We start from the raw sequence: 22,995 nt of genomic DNA, 5'->3' as shown, positions 1-22,995 counted from the left end.
GCACAACGCCGCCGGTGACCGGCTGGGAGCGCTGCGAATTGCCCTGGAGGACTTGGAAGCCCAGGTGTCGCGATTCGAGGCGGAGATCGAGGCGGTGCGCCAGCGCGAGGACCGGGACCGCGCGATGCTCAAATCGGGTGCCACGGACGCCAAGCAACTGTCGGACTTACAGCACGAGCTGGAGACCCTGCTGCGGCGTCAAACCAGCCTGGAGGATTCCCTGCTAGAGGTGATGGAGCGCCGCGAGCAGCTGCAGGCGCAGGCGGCCTCGCACGAGCGGGCGCTCGAGGCGTTGCAGTCCGAGCTGGACAGCGCCCAGCAGGAACTCGACGCCGCTCTCGCCGAGATCGACGAGGACCGCCAGGCTCGCTCGTCGCGGCGCGACACGCTGTCCGCGGCGCTGGATCCCGCTCTGTCCGCCCTGTACGAGCGCCAGCGCGCCGGGGGAGGCCCGGGTGCCGGGCCGTTGCTCGGGCATCGGTGCGGGGCCTGCCGGATCGAGATCGGCCGCGGTGAACTGTCCCGAATTTCCGCCGCCCCCGAGGACGAGCTGGTGCGTTGCCCGGAATGCGGCGCCATTCTGCTGCGGGTCAAGGGATTCGAGAAGTGAAGGTCGTCATCGAGGCCGACGGCGGATCGCGCGGCAACCCCGGGCCGGCCGGGTATGGCGCCGTGGTGCGCAGCGCGGACCGCTCGACCGTGCTGGCCGAGGCCAAGCAGGCCATCGGCGTCGCGACCAACAACGTCGCCGAATACCGCGGGCTGATCGCCGGTTTGGACGACGCGCTCAAAGTGGGCGCCACCGAGGCCGAGGTCTTCCTGGATTCGAAGCTGTTGGTCGAGCAGATGTCCGGCCGGTGGAAGGTCAAACACCCCGACCTGGTCGAACTGAATTCGCAGGCCGGAAAGCTGGCGGCGCGTTTCGACCGGATCTCCTACACGTGGATTCCGCGGGACCGCAACTCGCACGCGGATCGNCGGGGACTCGCTGCTGGCCGCCGCGGCCGCCGCGGACGTGCAGGCCTACGTCACGGCCGACCTGCGGCACCATCCGGCCGACGAACACCGCCGGGCCTCGGGTGTGGCCCTGGTCGACGTGGCGCACTGGGCAAGCGAATTCCCCTGGTGCGAGCAGGCGGCCGGCGCGCTGCGGTCGCGTTTCGGGGCGGCGTTGCCCGTGCGGGTGTGCACCATCCGCACCGACCCTTGGAATGTCGGGCATCTGGCTTACGACGACGGGGGAGGACAGCCATGAAAGCCGAGGTGGCGCAGCAACTTTCGCTACTCGAATTGTCGAAGCTGGATGCGGAGCTGTCGCGCATCGCGCACCGGGCCGGCCACCTGCCGCAACGCGAGGCGGTGCAGCGGATCCAGGCCGAGCACAACGCCGCCGGTGACCGGCTGGGAGCGCTGCGAATTGCCCTGGAGGACTTGGAAGCCCAGGTGTCGCGATTCGAGGCGGAGATCGAGGCGGTGCGCCAGCGCGAGGACCGGGACCGCGCGATGCTCAAATCGGGTGCCACGGACGCCAAGCAACTGTCGGACTTACAGCACGAGCTGGAGACCCTGCTGCGGCGTCAAACCAGCCTGGAGGATTCCCTGCTAGAGGTGATGGAGCGCCGCGAGCAGCTGCAGGCGCAGGCGGCCTCGCACGAGCGGGCGCTCGAGGCGTTGCAGTCCGAGCTGGACAGCGCCCAGCAGGAACTCGACGCCGCTCTCGCCGAGATCGACGAGGACCGCCAGGCTCGCTCGTCGCGGCGCGACACGCTGTCCGCGGCGCTGGATCCCGCTCTGTCCGCCCTGTACGAGCGCCAGCGCGCCGGGGGAGGCCCGGGTGCCGGGCCGTTGCTCGGGCATCGGTGCGGGGCCTGCCGGATCGAGATCGGCCGCGGTGAACTGTCCCGAATTTCCGCCGCCCCCGAGGACGAGCTGGTGCGTTGCCCGGAATGCGGCGCCATTCTGCTGCGGGTCAAGGGATTCGAGAAGTGAAGGTCGTCATCGAGGCCGACGGCGGATCGCGCGGCAACCCCGGGCCGGCCGGGTATGGCGCCGTGGTGCGCAGCGCGGACCGCTCGACCGTGCTGGCCGAGGCCAAGCAGGCCATCGGCGTCGCGACCAACAACGTCGCCGAATACCGCGGGCTGATCGCCGGTTTGGACGACGCGCTCAAAGTGGGCGCCACCGAGGCCGAGGTCTTCCTGGATTCGAAGCTGTTGGTCGAGCAGATGTCCGGCCGGTGGAAGGTCAAACACCCCGACCTGGTCGAACTGAATTCGCAGGCCGGAAAGCTGGCGGCGCGTTTCGACCGGATCTCCTACACGTGGATTCCGCGGGACCGCAACTCGCACGCGGATCGGTTGGCCAACGAGGCGATGGATGCCGCGGCGGTCGCCGACGGCGACGTCGAGAACTCCGACCCGCCGGCCGCGGGGTCCACGAAAAGCGCGGCGGCCGAGGCCAAGACGTCACCCGGCTGGACCGGGGCGCGCGGCACCCCGACGCGGCTGCTGTTGCTGCGGCACGGGCAGACCGAATTGTCGGCGCAGCGCCGCTACTCGGGGCGCGGCAACCCGGCGCTGACCGAGGCCGGGCGTCGGCAGGCCGAGGCGGCGGCGCACTACATGGCGCAGCGGGGCGGAATCGCCGCGGTGATCTCCTCGCCGCTGCAGCGGGCCCACGACACCGCGGCCACGGCCGCCAAGGCCCTGGGGCTGGCCGTGGCCGTCGACGAGGACTTGATCGAGACCGATTTCGGGGCGTGGGAGGGGCTGACGTTCGCCGAAGCGGCAGAGCGCGATCCGGAGTTGCACCGCCGCTGGCTGCGGGACACCAGGACGAAGCCGCCGGGCGGTGAAAGCTTCGACGCGGTGCTCGATCGGGTGCTCAGGGTGCGCGATCGGATCGTCGCCGCGCATCAGGGCGCCACGGTGCTGGTGGTGTCGCACGTGACCCCCATCAAGATGCTGCTGCGGCTGGCGCTGGACGCCGGGCCGGGCATTCTGTACCGGCTCCACCTTGACCTGGCGTCGTTGAGCATCGCAGAGTTCTATTCGGATGGGGCGTCTTCGGTGAGGCTGGTGAACCAGACAGGCTATCTTTAGGCGGGTATAAGGGGTCGATCGATGCAGCCGTCTCAGCAACCCGATCACGGCGTGCCCGCGGAAATCCGGGCGCGGGTGATGCCGGCGGCGCTCGACGAGCTGGCCCGCTGGGGTGTCGAGCGGTTCAGCATCGAGGCAATGGCGGAGCGCCACCGCCTCGATCGCGAAATGATCTACCGCTACTGGGGCGACCGCCAACGGCTCATCGTCGATGCTGCCCTCGCCGATGCCCAGACCTTCGGTACGACGATCGACACCGGCTCGCTGCGCGGGGACTTGCTGGCCATGGCGCGCAGCGCGGCCGACCGAATCAACACCGAAGAGGGTCGCACGTTCCTGCGGGCGCTGGTGATGGAGCGCCCGGGGATTCACGACGAAGCAACGCGAATGATGCTGTGGCAGGCAAGGTTTGCCGTCGTGCGCGAAGTCATCGACCGGGCCAGGGCACGCGGCGAGCTACGGGAGGGCGTCAACACCCTGGCCGCCGTGCAATTGGTGCTGGCGCCGTTGAACATTCGCGCCCTGTACTCCGATACCCCCGTCGACGACCGCTATTGCGAGGCGATCGCCGACATGGCCTGGCACGCGCTCGCCCCCAAATAGGCGGGTCACGCCGCGGTGAACTCAACCGGCAGCGCGGCCGGCGAGCGGAACGCCACGCCGACGACGTGCGGCGTCGGGGCGGTTGGGTCGAGCCTCAGGTCCGGCAGCCGGTCGAGCAGCGCGTTGATGGCCACCGTCCCCTCCATCCGCGCCAGGTGCATGCCCAGGCACAGGTGCGGCCCGCCCCCGAACGTCAGGTGCGCGATGTTCTTGCGGGTCGGGTCGAAGCAATCCGGGTCCGGGTAGCGCGCCGGGTCCCGGTTGGCGGCCGCGACGCTGACGCTGACGGTCGTGCCCGCCGGGATCGCGAGCCCGCCGAGCTCGCAGTCGCGGACCGCCCGCCGCACCACCGTGGTGATCGGCGGCTCCCAGCGCAGCGCCTCCTCGAAGGCCGCCCGCAGCATGGTGCGGTCCGCCCGCAGCGCCTCCAGTAGCGCCGGTTCGGTGAGCAGTGCGACCAGCAGGTTGCCCGACGCGCGGTAGGTCGTCTCGACGCCGGCGGGCAGGATCAGCAGCAGGAACGCGAAGATCTCGTCGTCGGTCAGGCGGGCGCCGTCGATCTCCGACTCCGCCAGCATGCTGATCAGGTCGTCCTGCGGGCGACGTCGCCGCTCGGCGAGGACCTCCGCCAGGTAGGCCTTCAGCACTGCGGACGCGGCGAGCCCCCGATCCCAGTCGTAGACCACGTTGAGCAACTCGATCGACAGCCGCTGGAAGCGCGGGTAGTCCTGGCGTGGCAGGCCCATGATCCGCGCGATGACCTGAACCGGAAACGCGAAGGTGAACTCGCGGGCCAGCTCGGCCCGCCCGCGCGGCGCGAACCGGTCGATCAGCTCGTGGACCACCAGCTCGACGAGTTCGGTGCGCCAGCGTTCCAGCAGCGCGGTGCGGAATGACGGCGACACCAGGGCCCGGCTGGCCCGATGCTCGGCTCCCTCGAGCTCGAGCAGGGTACGGCCCATGACCGGGCCCATGATCTGGTCGTAGATCGACGAGGAGAAGGTGTCCGGGTGGGTGAGCACGGTCTGGCATTCCTCGTACCCGAGCACCGTCACGCCGAGCTCGCCGACCTGCGCGGCGCTGACCTCGGCGAAGGGATTTCCCACCATCACCCGGTGGCGGGCCTGCGCCTCGCGCAGCCGCTCGTGCACGTTCTCGACCTGCATGAGCAGCCCGCCCTGCATCTCGGCGGGGTCGAATTCATGGGTTGTCACGAGGCCCTGACCGTCTCGGTGTCGCGGCCCGACCGCAGCACGGTGCCGGGCAGGGCGCCGGTGGCGGCGCCGTCGCGGCACACCTCGACGCCACCGACCAGCACCGAGGTGATCCCGTCGGCGTCGGCGACCAACCGGGGCGCGCCGGACGGCAGGTCGTAGCGGGTCCGCTCCGGCCCGTGGCCGACGGTGTCCGGGTCGAACAGCACCAGGTCGGCGTGCCAGCCGGGCCGAATGCGGCCGCGTTCGGTCAGCCCGTAGAAGCGGGCCGGCACGTCGGTGATCAGCCGGATGGCCTCCTCGAGCGTCACCACCTGGTGCTCGCGCACGCCCTTGCTCAGCAGCGAGGTGGTGTAGATCGCGCCGCACATCATGTCGAGATGGGCGCCCGCGTCCGAGCCGCCGATCACGGCACCCGGATGCCGCCACACCTGCGCGCGCATTTTCCAGTCGGCCGCATCGTCTCCGGTCAGTGGCGGCGACAGGCCGGTGCGCAGCTCGTCGGCGATCACGACGTCCAGCAGCGTGTCGAAGGGCTCGCCGCCCCGGGCGGCGGCGACCTCGCCGACGCTGCGGCCGGTGGCGTCGGCGTTCGCGGGGGCGAACGTCTCGACGATGACCAGCCGGTCCCATTGCGCCAGGCCGCGCAGCATGCCCGCCTCCCTCGAGGCGGCGCCGTCGGCGAGGCGGCGGCGCAGCTGCGGATCGGCAAGGGCGACAAGCCGTTCGGGCACCGGCAGGTGCATCGTGTCGCGCCAGCCGGGCAGCCCGTCGAGCACGAAGCCGGAGAGGAACGAGAGCCGGATCTTCATGGCCTGCGGCAGGGTGAGCGCCACCACCCGGCCGCCGCGCCGCGCCGCGACCTCCGAGGCGCGCAACTGCTTTTTGTGCCCGGCCGGGTTGGCCGCGGAGACGCCCAGCAGGTTCCAGTTCAGCGGGCGGTCGGCGGCCACCGACATGTCGGTGAGCAGCGCGATGTCGTCGTCGGTGAAGCCGGACAGGCAGCCGGGGATGATCGCCTCGAGCGTGGTGCCCTGATGGTCGCGCAACGCGGCCGCCAGGGCCACCAGTTCGTCCCGCGTCGCGCTGCGCGACGGCACCGGCTGGCCGGACCCGTCGTTGTGGGTAGGGGACTGGCTCGTCGACAATCCGAGCGCGCCGGCACCCAGCGACTCGTGCAGCACCGCGACCATCTTGTCGATCTGTTCCCGCGTGGCCTCGGCGCCGACGGCGTCGCCGCCCATCGCGGCCAGCCGCAGCGCCGAATGACCCACCAGGAAGCCGGCATTGACGGCGATGCGGCCCTCGAGGCGGCCCAGCCAGTCACCGAACGACGCCCATTCCCAGTCCAGGCCGGCGCGCAGCGCGTCGAGCGGCATCCCTTCCACCCGCGCCAGCATCCGGGTGAGGTAGTCCTGCTGCGCGGCGGCCGCGGGCGCCAGCGTGAAGCCGCAGTTGCCGCCGAAGACCGTGGTGACGCCGTGCTGAACCGACGGGCTCGCGGTCGGGTCCCAGAACAGCTGCGCGTCGTAATGCGTGTGCAGGTCGACGAAGCCGGGAGCCAGCGTCTGCCCTTGGGCGTCAACGGTTTTGGCGGCCATGTCGTCGACTTCGCCGACGGCGGCGATCCGTCCGTCGCTGACGCCGACGTCGCCGCGCTTGGCGGGTGCGCCGGTGCCGTCGACGATCCGGGCGTCGCGGATGAGCAGGTCCAACATGGCAGGCCTCCTACGCCCTTGCTATCCAGCGGCCGAAGTGGCCAGCCACCCGTCGTCCGGCAGCGGGTGGCGGAACAGCTGAGCGGCGTTGCGGTGGGTGATGCGGGCCGCGTCGTCGGCCGGCAGGCCGGCGACGTTGCGCGCCACCACCTGCTGGGTGTCGGGCCAGGTCGAGTCGGCGTGCGGGTAGTCGCTTTCGACGAGGATGCGGTCGGCCCCGATCGCGTCGAGCGCGCCGAACGCGTGCGGGTCGTCGATCGAGCAGAACCAGAAGTTGCGCCGCAGCACCTCGCTGGGCAGCAGGTCGCTATTCCACGCCCCGCCCTCGTGGCCCGAAGCCGAGTGCGCCAGAACGTAATCGGCGCGGTCGCCGAGCATGGCCGCCCAGCCCAGCCCGCCCTCGGCCAGCGTGATGTTGAGCTTCGGGTACCGCACCGGGATGCCCGACCACAGCATGTCGGCACAGGCGACCAGGGCGTTCACCGGGAAGAGGGTGGTGATGGTCTCAAAGGGTGTGTCCGGGGCGGGGATTGGCGCCCATTGGGCGGATCCGGTGTGCAGGCACACCACCGTGCCGGTCTCCTCGCAGGCGGCAAAGAACGGATCCCACGCGCCGCTGTGCAGGCTCGGCAGCCCGCACTGGGCGGGCAGCTCGGGAAAGCTCACCGCCTTGAAGCCGCGCGCGGCGTTGCGGCGTACCTCGTCGGGGGCGAGCTGCGGGTCGGCGAGCCAGGGCAGCTGCAGCGGGATGATCCGGTCCGGGTAGCTGCCGGCCCACACCTCGAGGTGCCAGTCGTTCCAGGCCCGCAGCGTGGCCAGGCCGAGTTCGAGGTCGTCGCTCTTCCAGAACACGGTCCCGGCGAACCCGGCGATCAGGGACGGGAAGTTGACCGACGCCCAGATGCCGGCGAGGTCCATGTCGTCGATCCGGGCGTCGATATCCCAACAGCCGGGCCGCATTTCGTCGAACCGGGCGGCCTCCATGCTCCATTCCTCGCGGGGCCGGCCGATCACCGCGTTGAGGCCGATGTTGGGGTACAGCCGGCCCTCGTAGCGCCACACCTGCCGCCCGTCGTCGGTCTCGACGACCTTCGGGGCACGCTCGGCCAGCGCTGCGGGGAGCCGCCCCACGAACATGTCGGGCGGCTCGATGACGTGGTCGTCGACGGAGATCACGATGTGCTGTCGCCGCCGGGGATCAGGGTCTGGCAGCAGCGCCATACCTCACGACTATCGTCGCCGGTTTCCGGCCGTGTCAATGCTATCTATGCAATCAATGCAAAGTTGGCGTTGCGTGTGCGCTCCTGGCTTTGCGTGTCAGCCCAGGGCGCGGATTTCGCGGATCTTGCGCCCTCAGCGCACACTCGAAGCCGTCAGCGCACACTCACAGCGCCCACCCAGCGGAAGGAACGCGAGCGATGGTCGTCACACGCGCCGAAGCGGCGGAGTTGGTCAAGAATGCCGGGGGCTTGAAGCTGGTCGTTTTCGGGGCCGACGGCCATGAGGTCGCGGCGATGTTCGTGCAGGGGTCGGTGACTTATGACCAGGAGGAGGCGACCTTCCTCGCGGTCGCGGAGGACGGCCGCACGGTGGGCGAGCTGTTCGTGGAAGAAACGGTCGGTTACGACGAGAGCACCGACGCTTTCGTCATCCGTACCGCGCGATAGTCGCCGCGACCCGCTCCGGCGCCTAGCATCCTTCTATGAGTAGGACTTTCGTCGTTACGTTGGCCTTGGGCTTGATCGTCGCGCTGATCGGCCTGATCTGGGCGCTCCAGGGATTCGGGGTGCTGGGCGGCAGCCCGATGAGCAACACCACGACCTGGTCCATCATCGGTCCGATCACGGTGCTGATCGGCCTGGTGATCGTGATATTCAGCTGGCGGAAACTCTCGTCGAAGTAGCGCATCACGCCTGCACGGTGAAGTCCACCGTGTGCCAGCCGGTGGCGCCGTCCGGGACGGGACCAACCTGATCCGCGGTTTGGACGGCTCCGGTGTTGTCGGTGGCGCGCACGGTGATGGTGTGTTTCCCAGGGCTTTTCGCCTGCCAGGGAAAGCTCCACAACCGCCACGTCTCGTTGGAATAGGCCGCGCCCTGCTGCGCGGGCTGCCAGCCGCCGTCGTCGATGAGCACCTCTACCGCGCGCACGCCACGATTCTGTGCCCAGGCGACACCGCCGAACACCACGGACCCCATCGGGACCTTCTGGCCGCTTTTCGGCACGTCGATCCGCGACTCCGTCTTGATGGGTGCGCGCGGTGCCCAGCCCTGCCGAGTCCAGTACGCCTTCGCTCGGTCGAAGCGGGTCAGCTCCAGATCGACGACCCACTTGGTGGCCGACACGTACCCGTAAAGCCCGGGCACCACCAGCCGGGCCGGGTAGCCGTGCTCGATCGGCAGCGGCTGATCGTTGAGGCCGACGGCCAGGAGCGCGGCCCGGCCGTCGGTGAGCACCTGTACCGGCGTGCCGGCGGTGAACCCGTCGATCGACGTCGACAGCACCATGTCGGCATCCGCGTGCACGCCGGCCGCCGCCAGCAGATCGGCCAGCCGGTAGCCCGTCCAAACCCCGTTCGAAATGAGGTTTCCTCCAACGGGATTCGATACACACGTAAGCGTCGTCACCGTCTGGACGGCGTCGAAGCGGGCGAGGTCGTCGAAGCTGTAGGTCGCTTCGTGGTCCACCATGCCGTGAATGCGCAGCCGCCACTCGCCGCGGCTGAGTTGGGGAACGACCAGCGCGGTGTCCACCCGGTAAAAGTCGGCGTTGGGGGTGACGAAGCTCGGTAGCGCAACACCGTTCGGTTGGACAGCGGCGGGTATCAGTGGTGCCGGCGTGCGCGGCCGGGGCAGGGCGAAGGTGGTGCGGTCGGCGGCCACCGAGTGGACCAATCGCGTGATGACCGCACCCGTAACGCCGCTGACCACCCCGACTCCGAGCAATCCGTAGCTGAGCAACCTGCGCCTGCCGGCGTCCGGCTCGTCGCTGTCGGCTCCGTCTCCCGGGCCTGCCGCGCCGGGCCGGAAGCGGCGGGTCAGCACGCGCAGGGCCGCCACACCGCAGGCCGCGCCCGCGAGGGTGGGGATCGTGTCGAGTGCGGTCGCACCCTGGCGCGACAGCACTGCGAGGCATCCGAGGACGCCCGCCGCGGCGATGACGGCGCTGCCCAGCGGGCGGCGCCGGGTTTCCACGGTCCCGGCGAGGGCGGCGATCGTGGCGATGACCACGAGCACGACGACCGCAAGGAAGGGTTTGTCCAAGGAGCCCAGCGTCTGAATCGCCCACTCCTTGATGGGCCCCGGTGTCAGGTCCACGACCACGGCGGAGACGGCGGTACGTGAGTTGGCGCGCGCGTCGAACGGGATGCCCACCAGCTCGGCCACGCCGAGTGAGACGGAGGCCGCCGCGACGCCCGCGATCATCCGCTCATTCGACGGGGCGGCGGCCATCGGAGTTACTCTACTCGCGTCGCGCGCGTTCCCTTCTGCGGAAGTCGGGACCGAAAGGCCGCCCAGCGGTACGCTTTTCCTCTGGATCACCGGGGATCGCTGTCGGGCGAGGGAGATGGCCATGTCCGTTATGGCAGTGGTGCCGGAGTTTGTTGGCCAGGCGGCCGGGCAGCTGGAGAACATCGGCGCGGCGCTGAATGCGGCCCATGCGGCCGCGGCGGGTCCGACCACCGGCGTCGTGGCTGCCGCGGGTGACGAGGTGTCGGCGGCGATCGCCGCACTGTTTTCCAGCCATGCCCAGCAGTACCAGGCGCTCAATGCGCAGGCGGCGGCCTTTCATTGCCAGTTCACGAACTTGCTGAACGCCGGCGCGGCCTCCTATCTGGGCACCGAGATCGCCAACGCGCGGGCCACCGCCGCGGCCCGCGGCTTCCAGGCCCTCGGCGCCGAGGCCCTGTCCGTGCTTGAGGGCAGCAGCGCGCAGCAAGTTGAACTCCCCCTTGATTTGGTAGGCCCGCTGGTTGTCGCCACGGGCCCGCTGGCCCAAGGCGGGACCGCGTTCGTCAGTGCCCTGCAGGCCGGGAACCCGGTGGCGGCTATGGCGGCACTCGCCAACGCCGGCCCCAGCGTCGAAAGCGCATTGCTCTATGGCCAAGACACGGTGTCCATTCCGCTGCCCGGGTCGGTACCGGGGATGCAGACCGTGGCGCTCAACATTCCCTTCGGCGGTGTCCTGGCGCCTCTCCAGCCGGTCACGGTGAACGTGACGACCGCCGGAAACCCGCCCGTTATCGCCCCGACGGGGTTCGAGGTTGGCGGCTTCGTCACCAACCTTCAGGCCAATGGGCCCGAAGTGGCCCTGGCACTCCTCTTGTTAGGTGTGTCTTTTCTTTAGCGCGTGTGCGCCCGAGCTTTCGGTGTGAGCCCAGGGCGACCGCAAACGCCTTGCAGTGCGGGCGAACCAACGCTACCGGGACGCTGGTACCGACCCGCGCCAAGGCACTGCCGAACCAGGCTCGCGAAGCTTGTTTGGAATAGGCGAGATTTTGGGTCGCGAAGTTCGTATCGGAGATGGCTCGGGGTCACCCAACGACACATCGGGCGCGGCCGGTGCCCCGAAAACGAGGGCCCTGTCGCCGTGCTGTGGCATAGCCTCTTCGTCGATTCCCACTCCTGGTTGCGGCTCCGCCGGCTGCTCGGACATGACCGGCGCCTGATCCTGATCGACGGCCCGGGCCACGGGGAAAAAAAGCGATTTCCCGTGGGCTATCGCTCTGATCCCGAAAAGGTTCAACGCGTCGGCGCGCGCAGCAGGGTCGATGTGGTCGCTCCATAGCGAACGGCTGTCGTGGCGCTGGTCGGGGTCGAAGACGCGGGCCATCGTTGTCCCACCGCCATCCCGCGTCACGTGCCGCCAAGTGGCCGTGGTGACGTGGCATCGAGATTGACGATTCTCGACAAGTCACGACCGAAAGTGATTAGCATTTGTTTGCTGACATCAGCAAGGTAAGCGCACGGGCAAGAGGCAATATGACGCGGAAAGTCAAGATCGTCGCCTTCTCGAGCTGCGCTGTCTTCATCACGATTCCCAGCATGGCTGCCGGTTCTGCTGCGGGTCCGGACGATTCGGCGACCGCGGTGTACAGCGGCGTCAATCGGCTTCGCCAGACATGCGGGATCGGCGATGATCCGCGTCTGACCTCAGCAGCGCAGCGGCACGCCAACGACATGCTCACGAACGGTGTCAACGGGCATATCGGTTCGGACGGTTCGTCACCGCAGGCTCGTATTGCGGATGCCGGCTACCGGACCGGCTACACGGGCGAGATCGTCTACTGGGGCACCGGATCGGCGGCCACTCCGGGCGCTGCGCTCGACGCGTGGATGGGGAGTCCCCCACACCGGGCGATCATCCTGAACTGCGCGTTCACCACGTCCGGCTTCGCCACCGCCTGGAACGGCAACAAGATGACCGTCGTCGGTGATTTCGCCGGACCTTAAACGAGTGTGCGGTCTGGGCTTCTCGTGTGCCCATGGCGGGGTTCGTCGGCGTGTCGTCGCCCTGTGTTCACACGGGCACCCGGCTAGCCCGGGACGGGATGCCGCACAAACGTCCGCGGCTGGGTGAACGCGCGGATGCCGTCCACGCCGAGCTCGCGGCCCAGGCCCGACTGGCCGCAGCCGCCGAACGGCAGCCGCGGGTCCTGGGCGGCCAGGCCGTGGCAGTTGACGCTGACCGTCCCCGCAACGAGCTGACCGGTGACCCGATCGGCCAGCTCGTCGTCGCCGGTCCACACCGACGCGGTGAGGCCGAATTCCGTTGCGTTGGCGGCGGTTACGGCGTCCTCGATGGCGTAGTAGCCGAAGANCCACGGTCAGCCCGGGTGACCACGTCGTGCTGACCTGGAACGTGCCCTGCCGCTCCTGCCCGCATTGCCTGCGCGGCGAGGCGCAGCTGTGCGTGCACGGCTATGACCACGCCTATGGGGGTCCGTACGCCGAAAGCGCCGGCGGCCCGGTGTGGCCCGGCATGGGTGTCGGCTCGCTGGCCGAGGAGACACTGCTGCCGGCCGCGGCGGTGGTGCCGGTCGACGAGTCGCTGCCGCTCGACCACGCCGCTCTGCTGGGTTGCGGCGTCACCACCGGCGTCGGCGCGGTGATGCGCACGGCGGCCGTGCGGCCGGGAGACAGCGTGCTCGTGATCGGCTGCGGCGGCGTGGGTTTGGCCGCCATCCAGGGGGCGCGGCTGGCCGGCGCGGCCCGCATCATCGCCGCCGACCGGGCGGCCGGCCAGCTGCCGGCCGCTTCGGCCAACGGCGCGACCGACACCGTCGACGCCGGCGAGGTCGACCTCGTCGCCGCGGTGCGCGATCTCACCGGTGGCGCCGGCGTCGACCACGGGATCGAGGTGGTGGGCAAGCCCGCCACGATGCGGTTGGCCTACGAGGCCACCCGCCGCGGCGGCAAGGTGACCTTGGTGGGCGCCGCCGGCATCGCCGAGGAGGTGACCTTCCCCGCGCTGTCGCTGATGGCCGACGGCAAGACCGTTCAGGGCAGCGTCTACGGCGCCAGCGATCCGGCCCGCGACATCCCGGTGCTCGCCGAGCTCGCCCGGCGCGGCAGGCTCGACCTCGAAGCGTTGGTGACGCGGCGGATCGGCATCGACGACGTCGAGACCGCGTTCACCGACATGACCGCGGGCCGGGGAGCGCGCAGCGTTGTTTGCTTCGCCTAATCCCTACCGGGACAGCGTGATCGCCTGCTCCGGGCAGTTCTGCTCGCCGGTGACGGCCTGCGCCTCGAGGTCACCCGAGACGTCCGAAACGAGCACGACGCAGTGCCCGACCTGGTCGGCGTCGAACACCTGGGGCGCCAGGGTGTAGCAGCGCCCGTGCCCGGTGCAGCGGTCTTGGTCGACGGTAACGCGCGTCATGCCACTTCGAAGGCCAGCGGCAGCGACTCCACCGAGCGCAGCGCCGCGGTGTACGTCAACTGCGTGCCGGGCTTGATCTCGTAATCCGGTATGCGCCGGTGGAATTCGCGCAGCGCCACCCGCAGCTCCATGCGAGCGAGGTGGGATCCGAGGCAGCGGTGCGGCCCGCCGCCGAACGCGCGGTGCCGGTTGGGGTTGCGGCTGAAATCCACCAGGTCCGGGTCCGCGAACTCGGCGGGATCGGTGTTGGCCGCACCGAGCAACGGGCTGACCCGCTCGCCCTTGCTGATGGGGCATCCGCCCACCTCGGTGTCCCGCGTGGCCACCCGGGCCACGCCGGGAACCGGTGTCTCCCAGCGCAACAGCTCCTCGATGGCGCTCGGCAGGATCTCGGGCTGCTCGACGAGCTGGCGACGGTGGTCGGGATGGCGGGCCAGGTACACGAAGAAGCAGTCCAGCGAGTCGGTGACGGTGTCCAGCCCGGCGATGAGGAACAGGAAGCAGATGTCGAGCAGCTCCTCGCGCGACAGTGGCCGGCCCTCGATGGTGGCCGCGATCATCGCGGACAGCACGTCGTCGCGCGGGCTGGCGATGTGGTCGTCGATGGCGCGGTCGAAGTAGGCGTAGATCTGTTCCGCAGTGGGAGCTCCGGTCTCATGGCGGCGGTCAAAGCCCGAGTCGCCCTCCGGCCGGATGATGTCGTCCTTCCACACCAGGAATTGGTCGAGGTCCTCCAGCGGCAGGCCGAGCAATTGCAGGAAGACGGTGCAGGGCAGCGGGACCGCGAATTCCTCGTGGAAGTCGCACTCGCCCCGACCGGCGAAGCGGTCGATCATCTGGTTCACCAGCTCGGTGACACCCGGTTCGCGCCGGGCCATCTCGCGCGGGGTGAACAGCGGGTCGAGGATGCGGCGGTACTTCGCGTGTTCGGGCGGGTCGACCTGCAACGGGATCATCGGCCGAATGTTGCCGAGGTCGACGGCGTCCATGTTCGACGAGAACAGTTCGGTGTTCTTGAGCGCCATCTCGATGTCGGCGAGGCGGCTGAGGACCACCGCCTGCGGGGAGCGGAACACCGGGGTCGATTCGCGCAGCGCCTTGTACATCGGTTGCGGCTCAGCGAGACCCGTCACCGACTGATCCACGAATCCTTCGGTATCTGTCATGCGGTCAGCGTGGCACCAACACACTTATTTAGCAATGATTGATAAATTGCTCGATTGTCAAAGCCCCTAGTGAGGTGCTGGTCAGCAGGTTGCGCAGCGGGTACCGTGGAGCGTCGCGGACGAGTTGGCCGGGCGGCCGCGGCTCGGGTCGGTACAGCCGGCGTCGAGTCGAGGAAAGTCCGGACTTCACAGAGCAGGGTGATTGCTAACGGCAATCCGAGGTGACTCGCGGGAAAGTGCCACAGAAAACAAACCGCCACCCTCGCGGTGGTAAGGGTGAAACGGTGCGGTAAGAGCGCACCAGCATTCCGGGTGACCGGAGTGGCTAGGCAAACCCCACCCGAAGCAAGGCCAAGAAGGCCGCACCTGGTGCGGCCGCGCAGGCGTTCGAGGGTTGCTCGCCCGAGCCTGCGGGTAGGCCGCTCGAGGCACCCGGCGACGGTGTGTCCAGATGGATGGTCGCCGCCGCGCCGCCGTTGCTTATGCCGCGGCGGCGGGGAACAGAATCCGGCTTACAGGCCAACTCGTCCGCCCCGCGTCTACGACCTGCATATTCAGCTACAGGGACTTCCCGGATGATCCGATTCGCTATCCACAAGGATTCGACGATGTCGCGTGTGGCGTCGCGATGAGTTCTGCCCTCCGGTGCAGTCTGATCTGCATGGGCAAACTCATCTATGGCTTCAACGTGTCGGTGGACGGGTACATCGCCGACGCGCAAGGCAACATCGACTGGGCCGATCCGAGCGAAGAATTGCACCAGTACTGGAACGACTTCGAGCGGGAGACCGCCCTGTCGTTCTATGGGCGGCGGCTCTACGAAATGATGTCCGCGTACTGGCCGACCGCCGACAAGGCCCCGGACGCCACCCCTCTGATCGTCGACTTCGCCCACATCTGGCGCGACATGCCCAAGGTCGTGTTCTCGCGCACGTGTAAGTCCGTCGGCTGGAACTCCCGCCTGGAACGCGGCGATCCGGTCGAGGTGGTGACGAAGCTGAAAGCCGAAACCGAGGGCAGGCTGGAGGTGGCCGGTGCGACGCTGGCTGCACCGATCGTGCGGGCCGGATAGGTGGACGAGTACCGGATCGTGGTCACGCCCACCGCCGTGGGCGGCGGCACTCCGTTCTTCCCAACGCTGCCGTCGTGGATCTCGCTGCGGCTGTTGGAGCACCGTTCCTTCCCGGGCGGCACGGTCCTGCTGCGCTACGAGGCCAAACACGACTGATCGGACACACGGCCAGACGACCTGCGGACGCACTACGAGCTACACGAGAGCCTTAGCACTTGCTCCGAGAGTGCACTTGCAGAACGCAGATCCGCCCCGCAAATTCAGCGCACCGCCTTGGCGAGCTTGCGCAGCGCCTCGTCGAGCTGTTGGCGGCAACGCTCGGCCAGGTCGGCCTCCTGCTGATACAGCAGACCGTAGGTGAAGGTGTCCTCGCCCGCGGTGTGCGCGGCCTCGGCCTGGTGCCCCAGGTGTTCGCGGCTGACCACGCTGTCCTGGTGGTCACCCAGCAGCGTCTGGATGGCCTTCGCCTGCTCGGACACCCGCATGGCGCCGGTGGCCGCCGCGGTGTAGCGAAGCCGCTTGGCGCGCTTGCGAATTCGGTGCAGCGCGAGGTCGCGTTCGGCTTCGGCCCCCGGTTCCACCGCGGCCGCTGCCTTCGCGGCCTTGCGCACCTTCTGGTAGGCCGCCTCCAGGGTCACCGGCGCCCCCTCGCCGCCCGCAGCCGCGGCGGCGGGGATTTCGGCGACCCAGGCGTCGAGGGCGTCGAGCAGGCGAAAGTATCGCTGCGAGCGCATCGCGATCAGCGACCGCCGCAGGCCGGTCTGGTAGCGGCGTCGGGCCCCCTCGACGAGGCGTTCGCGGATGCGGCCCCGCACCAGCTCCGGCGGCAACTTGTCCAGCGCCTGCTGGTAGCGCTCGGCGAGCACCTCGGCGTCGCGGGCCACGCCCAGCACGTTGGCAAGTTCGCGCAATTCGTCCTGGATCCAGGCGATACCAGACGATTCGGAGGCGTCCTGGGAGTCGGCCAGCAGGCTGCGAATCTTCCGGATGGTCACCCGCATTTGGTGCACGGCATCGTAGGCGTCGGCCCGCACAGCGCGATCCCACACGAGCAACTCGGCGACCTGCTCGGCCACGGCGCGGTGTACCGGGTCGGCCGGCTGCGGCGTCTCGTCCGGCCGCGCCGTTTCGCCGAGCACGCGGGCCAGCTTGGAGCCGTGACCGGCGGGCGCGGCGCCGGCGTCGAGCAGCCGATTGCTCAGCCGGCCCAACAGCTCGGTGTCGCCCGCCCCGTCGTTTTCGACCAGCTCGAGTTCCCACTCGCGCCATTCCTGTTCGGCGGGGGGCGCCTCGGGGTCGCCGGCCGCCCACGCGGTGACGTGGTCGTTGCTGAATTCCGCCAGCGCCACCCCGTCCGAGCCGTACAGCACCTGGGTTTCGCGTTCGGTGCTGATGCGCGCGACGGGTTCGAGCGGCCGTTCGCGGACGATCGCCAGCACGATGTCCCGCAACTCGCCGGGCACGTCGTGCTCCGACGCGTCCAATGGCGCGCGCACCTCGGTGCGGGCTTCGGGGCCGGCCGGCAGCTTCAAGTGCCAGCCCGCGTCGTGTCCGCCGGTGCGACGCCGCAGGGTGATCTTGTTGCGCGCCAGGTCATGGGTCGGGGTGTCGAAGTACGTGGCGTCCAGCGACTCGACCGGCGACTTGTCGACATGATCGACGGCGGCGATGCCTTCGAACGACGGCGACACCGTGGACTCCACGACGTCGAACTTGCGCTCCACCTCGAGATGGCGCGAGGTTTTGGGCGCTTTCACAGGCATTCTCGACTCCATTGAGGCGGGAGGACGGGCACCCATAGGGTGCCACATCGGGGGGCGCACTCAAGCGGCCGTTCCCCTCCTCAGGGGCTGAGGTGCATCGCCAGGCCGGCCAGCTGACGGATCGTTTGGCTTTCGCTTTCCCGGTAGGGCCGCCCATCGGGTCCGAGTAGGTCGTGGAACCAGACGTCCGGAGGCGCCGGGTAGGGATGCTCCCACGAGTCCCAGGGGAAGTAGGTCTGAGTCTTGCCGGCGACCAGTCCCCAATTGATCGCACCGACGTTATGCGCCTTGGCAATTGGCAGGATGCCCTCCACGGTGCTGCCCAGCGACCGGGCCAGGTACTCGGTGCACAGGATCGGCCGTCCCAGCGGGGCCAGCTCCGCGATGCGGGCCTCGAAGTCGGCGGGCTCGCCGTAGCTGTGGAACGTGATGACGTCGGAGTTGTCGAGCTGAACGCCGCGGATGGTGCCCCGCAGATCGGCGTCCTCTTCGGGTTCGCCGTCCCACACGCCGCTCGTCAACGGTTGGCGCGGGTCGACCGAGCGCGCCCACGCGAACACCTGCGGAAGCAGGTCGGCGACCAGGCTCAGCTTGTCCTCCCTGTCCACCGAGCGGTAGTAGCGGGAGGGATTGTCGGGCTCGTTCCACAGGTCCCAACCCAAAACCCGGTCGTCAGTGCGGAATTGGGTCAGCACCGACGTGACGTATCCGCGCAGGACACGGGTGTAGCCGCTGTCGCCCAGGCGGTCGGCGCCCGGGCTTTGCACCCAGCCGGAGTTGTGCACGCCCGGCCTCGGTTCGCGTTGCCTGCCCGCGTGCGGGAACGGATCCCAGCAGGAGTCGAACAGGACGAACAGCGGTTTGATGCCGTGCCGCGCGGCGATGTCGACGAATTGGGCAAGGCGGGCTTGGAATCCCCGGGCATCCTGGGTCCAGAGCTGATCGTGCAGGAAGACCCGGATGGTGTTGAACCCGTGGAGCTGGGCCCAGCCCAGCTCGGTGCCGATGCGCCCCGGGTCGTAGGTGTCGGCCGCGAACATCTCGAGCTGATTGATGGCGTTCGACGTCACGAAGTTCGCGCCGACAAGCCAGTCCTGCGCCTGATACCAGCGGTTGGCGCGGTCGGGGGACCAGCGGCTCGAATCCGGCGCGCCGACGGGAGGTTGCGCGGCGGCGCGAGGTGCTCGGGCCAGGGCGGTGCCTCCTGCCAGTAGCAGCGGCAACTTCAGGACCGTTCGGCGGTGCACGAAGCCACCACGAGTGCCGACTATGTGTTCAACCCCCCGCCCGCGGAGTCGTGATTGTGTATAGAAGAAATCGTACGCTTCCTGTCAGACAAGGGATTTCAGCAAAATCTTGTCTGGACCGGATCGACTTTCAAGCGGGCAGAAACCCGTGACCGTCAGCCCTTGGCGAACCTCGGTGGGGTTCCGTTGTGCGGCGCAGGTCAGAAGCAGTGCTCGTCGGCGGGGAACACGCCGCCGGCCACTTCTTCCGCGTATTGCACTGCGGCCCGGCGCAACTCGCCGCCGATGTCGGCGAACCGCTTGACGAAGCGGGCGGGCTTGCCGCCGCTCAGACCGGCCATGTCCTGCCACACCAGGACCTGGGCGTCGCAGTTGGGACCTGCCCCGATGCCGATGGTCGGGATGGTGAGCTTGCCGGTGATCTGGGTGGCCAGTTCGGCCGGCACCATCTCCATCACGACCGAGAACGCCCCGGCCTCGGCGACGGCGATCGCGTCGTGCACTGTCTGTTCGGCGGCGTCGCCGCGACCCTGCACCCGGAACCCGCCGAGGCTGTTCACGCTCTGCGGGGTGAAGCCGATGTGCGCCATGACCGGGATGCCCGCCGCGGTCATGCAGGCGATCTGGTCGGCCACCCGCTCGCCGCCCTCGAGCTTGACGGCGTGCGCGCCACCCTCCTTCAGGAACCGGGTGGCGGCGGCCAGCGCGGCGGCCGGGCCGGCTTCGTAGCTGCCGAACGGCAGGTCGGCAACGACCATCGCGTGCTGGGCACCGCGCGCCACGCCGCGGACCAGTGGGATGAGTTCGTCGATCGACACGGGCACCGTGGTGTCGTAGCCATAGACGACGTTGGCGGCCGAATCGCCGACCAACAGCACCGGGATGCCGGCGTCGTCGAAGATCCTCGCGGTCGAATAGTCGTAGGCCGTGAGCATGGCCCACTTGTGGCCCTCGGCCTTCATTTTCTGCAGGTGGTGGGTGCGAATCTTGGTTGGCGCCTGGGCGGGCGCGGGCGAGTTTGCACCGTAAATGTTCTGCTCAGACATCGTTGTCCCTGGTAGTGGTCTGGTCGATCCTCGTGGCCCTGAGGGTCCCCGGGTTCGTCTGACTCGCACCATTGTGCCATCTGTTCAGGCCAATTGCACCGCCAGTGTGGTGTGAGACATACCATTGGCGGCCATGCAGCGGCTCAGCGGACTCGACGCCAGTTTCCTCTACCTGGAGACGCCCTCGCAGCCCATGCATGTTTGCTCGATCATGGAGCTGGACACCTCGACGATGCCGGGCGGCTACACCTTCGACCGGCTGCGCGACGCGTTGTCCCTGCGCCTCAAGGCGATGCCGCAGTTCCGCGAGAAGCTGGCCAACAGCCCGCTGAACCTCGATCACCCGGTGTGGGTGGACGACGAGCACTTCGACGTCGACCGCCACCTGCACCGCATCGGATCGCCGCCGCCGGGTGGCCGCAGCGAATTGTCGGAGATCTGCGGCCACATCGCGTCGCTGCCGCTGGACCGGGCGCGGCCACTGTGGGAGATGTGGGTCATCGAAGGGGTGGCGGGCACCGATTGTCACGGGGACGGTCGCGTGGCGGTGATGACCAAGGTGCACCACGCCGGGGTGGACGGGGTCACCGGCGCCAACCTCATCTCGCAGCTGTGCGCCACCGAAGCCGACGCGCCCGCGCCGGAGGCGGTCGCGGGCGTCGGCGGCGGCAGCGGGTGGCAGATCGCGGCGGGCGGGTTGGTCCGGTTCGCCAGCCGCCCACTGCAGCTGGCCAACGTGCTGCCCCAAACCGTTGCCTCGGTGGTCGCGACGGTGCGCAAGACCATCGAGGGCCAGGCGATGGCGCGTCCGTTCGCCGCGCCGCGCACCGCCTTCAACGCCCGCATCACCGGTCGCCGCAACATCGCCTACGCGCAGTTGGACCTCGAGGACGTCAAGAAGGTGAAGAACCACTTCGGCGTCAAGGTCAACGACGTGGTGATGGCCCTGGTGTCCGGGGTGCTGCGGCAGTACCTGGCCGACCGCGACGCCCTGCCCGACGCGCCGCTGGTGGCGTCGGTGCCGGTCTCGGTGCACGGCAAGACCGATCGCCCCGGCCGCAACCAGGTCTCGGCCATGTTCTCCAGCCTGCACACCGACATCGCCGATCCGGTCGAGCGCATGAAGGCCATCGCCGAAGCGAATTCGGTTGCCAAGCAACACAGTTCGGCCATCGGAGCCTCCCTGCTGCAGGACTGGTCGCAGTTCGCCGCGCCCGCGGTGTTCGGCATCGCGATGCGGCTGTACGCCAGCTCGCGGTTGACCGAGAGCGCGCCGGTGCACAACCTGGTGGTCTCGAATGTCCCGGGCCCGCAGGTTCCGCTGTATCTGCTGGGGTGTGAGGTCAAGGCGATGTATCCGCTGGGGCCGATCTTTCATGGTTCGGGGCTCAACATCACGGTGATGTCGCTGAGCGGGACGCTGGACGTCGGGCTGATCTCGTGCCCGGAATTGCTGCCGGACCTGTGGGGGATGGCCGACGACTTCGCGGTGGCGATGGAAGAACTGCTCACGGCCGCCGGGTAGTCGGGGCACGAACCGCTCATCAGAATCTCAGGTTGGCTCTGGCAGCATAGGTGAGCATGAGAGTGTCTCGCCGCGACAGGATCGCGCGCACGCTGCTGATCTGGACGGCGATCGCCGCAGTGGCGCTTACGGTCGCAGGCTGCCTCCGCGTGGTCAACGGACGCGCCCTCATGAAGGCGCCCAAGCTGGGCCAGGCGGTCGAATGGACTCCCTGCCGCTCGTCGAACCCCAAGGCGAAGATCCCCAGCGGCGCGATGTGCGGCAGGCTCGCCGTGCCCGTCGACTACGACCACCTCGACGGCGACGTCGCGACCCTGGCAATGATTCGGTTTCCCGCGACGGGCGACAAGATCGGCTCGCTGGTGATCAACCCGGGCGGCCCCGGCGAGTCCGGCATCGAGGCCGCGTTGAGCGTGGTCCAGTCGCTGCCCAAACGCATCCGGGAACGGTTCGACCTGGTCGGCTTCGACCCGCGCGGCGTCGGCTCGTCGCGGCCGGCGATCTGGTGCAACTCGGACGCCGACAACGACCGGCTGCGCACCGAGCCGAACGTCGACTACAGCCCCGCCGGGGTGGCCCACATGGAGGACGAGACCAAGGAGTTCGTCGCCCGTTGTGTCGACAAGATGGGCAAAAACTTCCTGGCCAATGCGGGGACCGTCAACGTCGCCCGCGACCTGGACGCCATCCGCGCGGCGCTGGGTGACGACAAGCTGACCTACCTCGGCTACTCCTACGGCACCCGGATCGGCTCCGCCTACGCCGAGGCCTATCCCACCAAGGTGCGGGCGATGATCCTGGACGGAGCCGTGGACCCCAACGCCGACCAGGTCGAGGCGGACCTGCGTCAGGCCAAGGGATTTCAGGACGCGTTCAACGACTACGCGACGGACTGCGCCAAGCAGCCGACCTGCCCGCTGGGCACCGACCCGGCCAAGGCCGTCGCCGTCTACCACAGCCTGGTCGACCCGATGGTCGACCCGAACAACACGATGGTGGGCAGGCCGATCCCGACGAAGGACCCGCGCGGGCTGAGCTATGCCGACGCCATCGTGGGCACCATCATGGCGCTGTACTCGCCGTCGCTGTGGCACCACCTGACCGACGGCCTGTCCGAGTTGGTGGACCACCGCGGGGACACCATGCTGGCGCTGGCCGACATGTACATGCGCCGCGATCCGCGCGGTCACTACACCAACGCCACCGACGCGCGAGTGGCGATCAATTGCGTTGACCAGCCACCGATTACGGACCGCGCCAAGGTCATCGACGAAGATCGCCGGTCACGCGAGATCGCGCCCTTCATGAGCTACGGCCAGTTCACCGGCGACGCGCCGCTGGGCACCTGTGCGTTCTGGCCGGTGCCGCCCACCAGCAAGCCGCACCCCATCTCGGCGCCCGGCCTGGCGCCGACCGTGGTGGTGTCGACCACGCACGACCCGGCGACTCCCTACAAGGCCGGGGTCGACCTGGCCAACGAGCTGCGCGGGTCCCTGCTGACGTTCAACGGAACCCAGCACACGGTGGTCTTCCAGGGCGACAGCTGCATCGACGACTACGTGACGGAGTATCTGCTCGGCGGCGACCCGCCGCCGAGCGGCGCCAAGTGCTGATTGCTCCTGGCCTTCGCCGAGCGTGCACGGGCGGCGAGATTC

At 69.0% G+C, this 22,995-nt stretch carries 21 protein-coding genes, 1 other RNA gene and 3 pseudogenes; 15 read left to right on the top strand and 10 right to left on the bottom strand.

What is annotated here, in order from left to right; genetic code table 11:
• The 6 genes and pseudogenes from BN4348_RS43675 to BN4348_RS43650 form a co-directional block, all read left to right on the top strand.
• The coding region (locus BN4348_RS43675; protein ID WP_066913511.1) for a zinc ribbon domain-containing protein at window positions 1-610 on the top strand (610 nt) is incomplete at its 5' end.
• Window positions 568-915 (top strand): annotated as a pseudogene (locus BN4348_RS43670) (reverse transcriptase-like protein); the annotation flags it as partial. The gene BN4348_RS43675 and the pseudogene BN4348_RS43670, both read left to right, overlap by 43 nt.
• A gap of 64 nt (window positions 916-979) precedes the next feature.
• A pseudogene (locus tag BN4348_RS43665) lies at window positions 980-1,255 on the top strand (Nif3-like dinuclear metal center hexameric protein); the annotation flags it as partial.
• Window positions 1,252-1,989, top strand: coding sequence for a zinc ribbon domain-containing protein (locus BN4348_RS43660; RefSeq protein WP_066913519.1), 738 nt, complete (start codon window positions 1,252-1,254; stop codon window positions 1,987-1,989). The pseudogene BN4348_RS43665 and the gene BN4348_RS43660, both read left to right, overlap by 4 nt.
• Window positions 1,986-3,101 (top strand): bifunctional RNase H/acid phosphatase, encoded by a 1,116-nt coding sequence (locus BN4348_RS43655; protein ID WP_066913509.1) that lies wholly within the window; start codon window positions 1,986-1,988, stop codon window positions 3,099-3,101. Before BN4348_RS43660 ends, BN4348_RS43655 begins: the two co-directional genes overlap by 4 nt.
• A 21-nt stretch (window positions 3,102-3,122) precedes the next feature.
• Window positions 3,123-3,704 (top strand): TetR-like C-terminal domain-containing protein, encoded by a 582-nt coding sequence (locus BN4348_RS43650; protein WP_066913507.1) that lies wholly within the window; start codon window positions 3,123-3,125, stop codon window positions 3,702-3,704.
• 5 nt (window positions 3,705-3,709) lie between these two features.
• On the opposite strand, the gene BN4348_RS43645 is transcribed toward BN4348_RS43650, so the two are convergent.
• Genes BN4348_RS43645 through BN4348_RS43635 form a run of 3 tightly spaced genes read right to left on the bottom strand, consistent with a single transcriptional unit; the run spans window position 3,710 to window position 7,857 of the window.
• Window positions 3,710-4,918, bottom strand: coding sequence for a cytochrome P450 (locus tag BN4348_RS43645; RefSeq protein ID WP_235852741.1), 1,209 nt, complete (start codon window positions 4,916-4,918; stop codon window positions 3,710-3,712).
• Entirely contained in the window at window positions 4,915-6,636 is a 1,722-nt protein-coding gene (locus BN4348_RS43640) for an N-acyl-D-amino-acid deacylase family protein (RefSeq protein ID WP_066913505.1), read from the bottom strand. The genes BN4348_RS43645 and BN4348_RS43640 overlap by 4 nt, the downstream gene beginning before the upstream one ends.
• A gap of 21 nt (window positions 6,637-6,657) precedes the next feature.
• Window positions 6,658-7,857: an amidohydrolase family protein gene (locus BN4348_RS43635; RefSeq protein ID WP_066913503.1), complete on the bottom strand. Its 1,200-nt coding sequence runs from the start codon at window positions 7,855-7,857 to the stop codon at window positions 6,658-6,660.
• A gap of 197 nt (window positions 7,858-8,054) precedes the next feature.
• Here BN4348_RS43635 and BN4348_RS43630 point away from each other — a divergent pair, with 197 nt between their 5' ends.
• A complete protein-coding gene (locus tag BN4348_RS43630) occupies window positions 8,055-8,303 on the top strand; it encodes a hypothetical protein (RefSeq protein WP_066913501.1) in 249 nt (82 codons plus the stop codon).
• A gap of 35 nt (window positions 8,304-8,338) precedes the next feature.
• Complete coding sequence (locus tag BN4348_RS43625) at window positions 8,339-8,539, top strand: hypothetical protein (protein ID WP_066913499.1); 201 nt, start codon at window positions 8,339-8,341, stop codon at window positions 8,537-8,539.
• A 4-nt stretch (window positions 8,540-8,543) separates the two neighbouring features.
• Here BN4348_RS43625 and BN4348_RS43620 read toward each other — a convergent pair whose 3' ends face one another.
• The gene (locus BN4348_RS43620) at window positions 8,544-10,088 is read right to left on the bottom strand and encodes a molybdopterin-dependent oxidoreductase (RefSeq protein ID WP_066913497.1); all 1,545 of its coding nucleotides are present in this window, start codon (window positions 10,086-10,088) and stop codon (window positions 8,544-8,546) included.
• Between the two features lie 130 nt (window positions 10,089-10,218).
• Between BN4348_RS43620 and BN4348_RS62495 the strand changes: the two genes are divergently transcribed.
• Complete coding sequence (locus tag BN4348_RS62495; protein ID WP_066913495.1) at window positions 10,219-10,983, top strand: PE family protein; 765 nt, start codon at window positions 10,219-10,221, stop codon at window positions 10,981-10,983.
• A 635-nt stretch (window positions 10,984-11,618) separates the two neighbouring features.
• Window positions 11,619-12,089, top strand: coding sequence for a CAP domain-containing protein (locus BN4348_RS43605; RefSeq protein WP_167670508.1), 471 nt, complete (start codon window positions 11,619-11,621; stop codon window positions 12,087-12,089).
• An 83-nt stretch (window positions 12,090-12,172) separates the two neighbouring features.
• On the opposite strand, the gene BN4348_RS43600 is transcribed toward BN4348_RS43605, so the two are convergent.
• Window positions 12,173-12,439 (bottom strand): aldehyde dehydrogenase family protein, encoded by a 267-nt coding sequence (locus BN4348_RS43600; RefSeq protein ID WP_084454211.1) that lies wholly within the window; start codon window positions 12,437-12,439, stop codon window positions 12,173-12,175.
• Here BN4348_RS43600 and BN4348_RS43595 point away from each other — a divergent pair.
• The gene (locus BN4348_RS43595) at window positions 12,409-13,323 is read left to right on the top strand and encodes a zinc-binding dehydrogenase (RefSeq protein WP_066913489.1); all 915 of its coding nucleotides are present in this window, start codon (window positions 12,409-12,411) and stop codon (window positions 13,321-13,323) included. The genes BN4348_RS43600 and BN4348_RS43595 overlap by 31 nt on opposite strands.
• Before the next feature lie 3 nt (window positions 13,324-13,326).
• On the opposite strand, the gene BN4348_RS43590 is transcribed toward BN4348_RS43595, so the two are convergent.
• Both BN4348_RS43590 and BN4348_RS43585 read right to left on the bottom strand, forming a co-directional pair.
• Complete coding sequence (locus BN4348_RS43590) at window positions 13,327-13,521, bottom strand: ferredoxin (RefSeq protein WP_066913487.1); 195 nt, start codon at window positions 13,519-13,521, stop codon at window positions 13,327-13,329.
• Window positions 13,518-14,687: a cytochrome P450 gene (locus BN4348_RS43585; RefSeq protein WP_066913485.1), complete on the bottom strand. Its 1,170-nt coding sequence runs from the start codon at window positions 14,685-14,687 to the stop codon at window positions 13,518-13,520. The genes BN4348_RS43590 and BN4348_RS43585 overlap by 4 nt, the downstream gene beginning before the upstream one ends.
• Window positions 14,688-14,807: 120 nt before the next feature.
• Between BN4348_RS43585 and rnpB the strand changes: the two genes are divergently transcribed.
• An RNA gene (gene rnpB, locus BN4348_RS43580) (RNase P RNA component class A) lies at window positions 14,808-15,218 on the top strand.
• A gap of 130 nt (window positions 15,219-15,348) precedes the next feature.
• Window positions 15,349-15,915 (top strand): annotated as a pseudogene (locus tag BN4348_RS43575) (dihydrofolate reductase family protein).
• Window positions 15,916-16,019: 104 nt separating this feature from the next.
• Here the strand turns inward: BN4348_RS43575 and BN4348_RS43570 are convergent.
• From BN4348_RS43570 to panB, 3 genes are all read right to left on the bottom strand, one after another.
• Window positions 16,020-17,522, bottom strand: coding sequence for a CYTH and CHAD domain-containing protein (locus BN4348_RS43570; protein ID WP_066913484.1), 1,503 nt, complete (start codon window positions 17,520-17,522; stop codon window positions 16,020-16,022).
• Between the two features lie 80 nt (window positions 17,523-17,602).
• On the bottom strand, window positions 17,603-18,769 hold the full coding sequence (locus tag BN4348_RS43565) for a glycoside hydrolase 5 family protein (RefSeq protein ID WP_066913483.1): 1,167 nt from the start codon (window positions 18,767-18,769) through the stop codon (window positions 17,603-17,605).
• 200 nt (window positions 18,770-18,969) lie between these two features.
• Window positions 18,970-19,815 (bottom strand): 3-methyl-2-oxobutanoate hydroxymethyltransferase, encoded by an 846-nt coding sequence (gene panB / locus BN4348_RS43560; RefSeq protein ID WP_066913482.1) that lies wholly within the window; start codon window positions 19,813-19,815, stop codon window positions 18,970-18,972.
• A 133-nt stretch (window positions 19,816-19,948) separates the two neighbouring features.
• On the opposite strand from panB, the gene BN4348_RS43555 reads away from it, so the two are divergent.
• Together BN4348_RS43555 and BN4348_RS43550 are read left to right on the top strand one after the other, a co-directional pair.
• Window positions 19,949-21,340, top strand: coding sequence for a WS/DGAT/MGAT family O-acyltransferase (locus BN4348_RS43555; protein ID WP_066913481.1), 1,392 nt, complete (start codon window positions 19,949-19,951; stop codon window positions 21,338-21,340).
• Between the two features lie 50 nt (window positions 21,341-21,390).
• Window positions 21,391-22,953 (top strand): alpha/beta hydrolase, encoded by a 1,563-nt coding sequence (locus BN4348_RS43550; protein ID WP_096866151.1) that lies wholly within the window; start codon window positions 21,391-21,393, stop codon window positions 22,951-22,953.
• The last annotated feature ends 42 nt before the right edge of the window (window positions 22,954-22,995 follow it).

Source organism: Mycobacterium interjectum, from assembly GCF_900078675.2.
In the GTDB taxonomy this organism is placed as follows: domain Bacteria; phylum Actinomycetota; class Actinomycetes; order Mycobacteriales; family Mycobacteriaceae; genus Mycobacterium; species Mycobacterium interjectum.
Note: the sequence above shows the minus strand (reverse complement) of the source record. Positions and strands in the feature narration are given on the sequence as shown.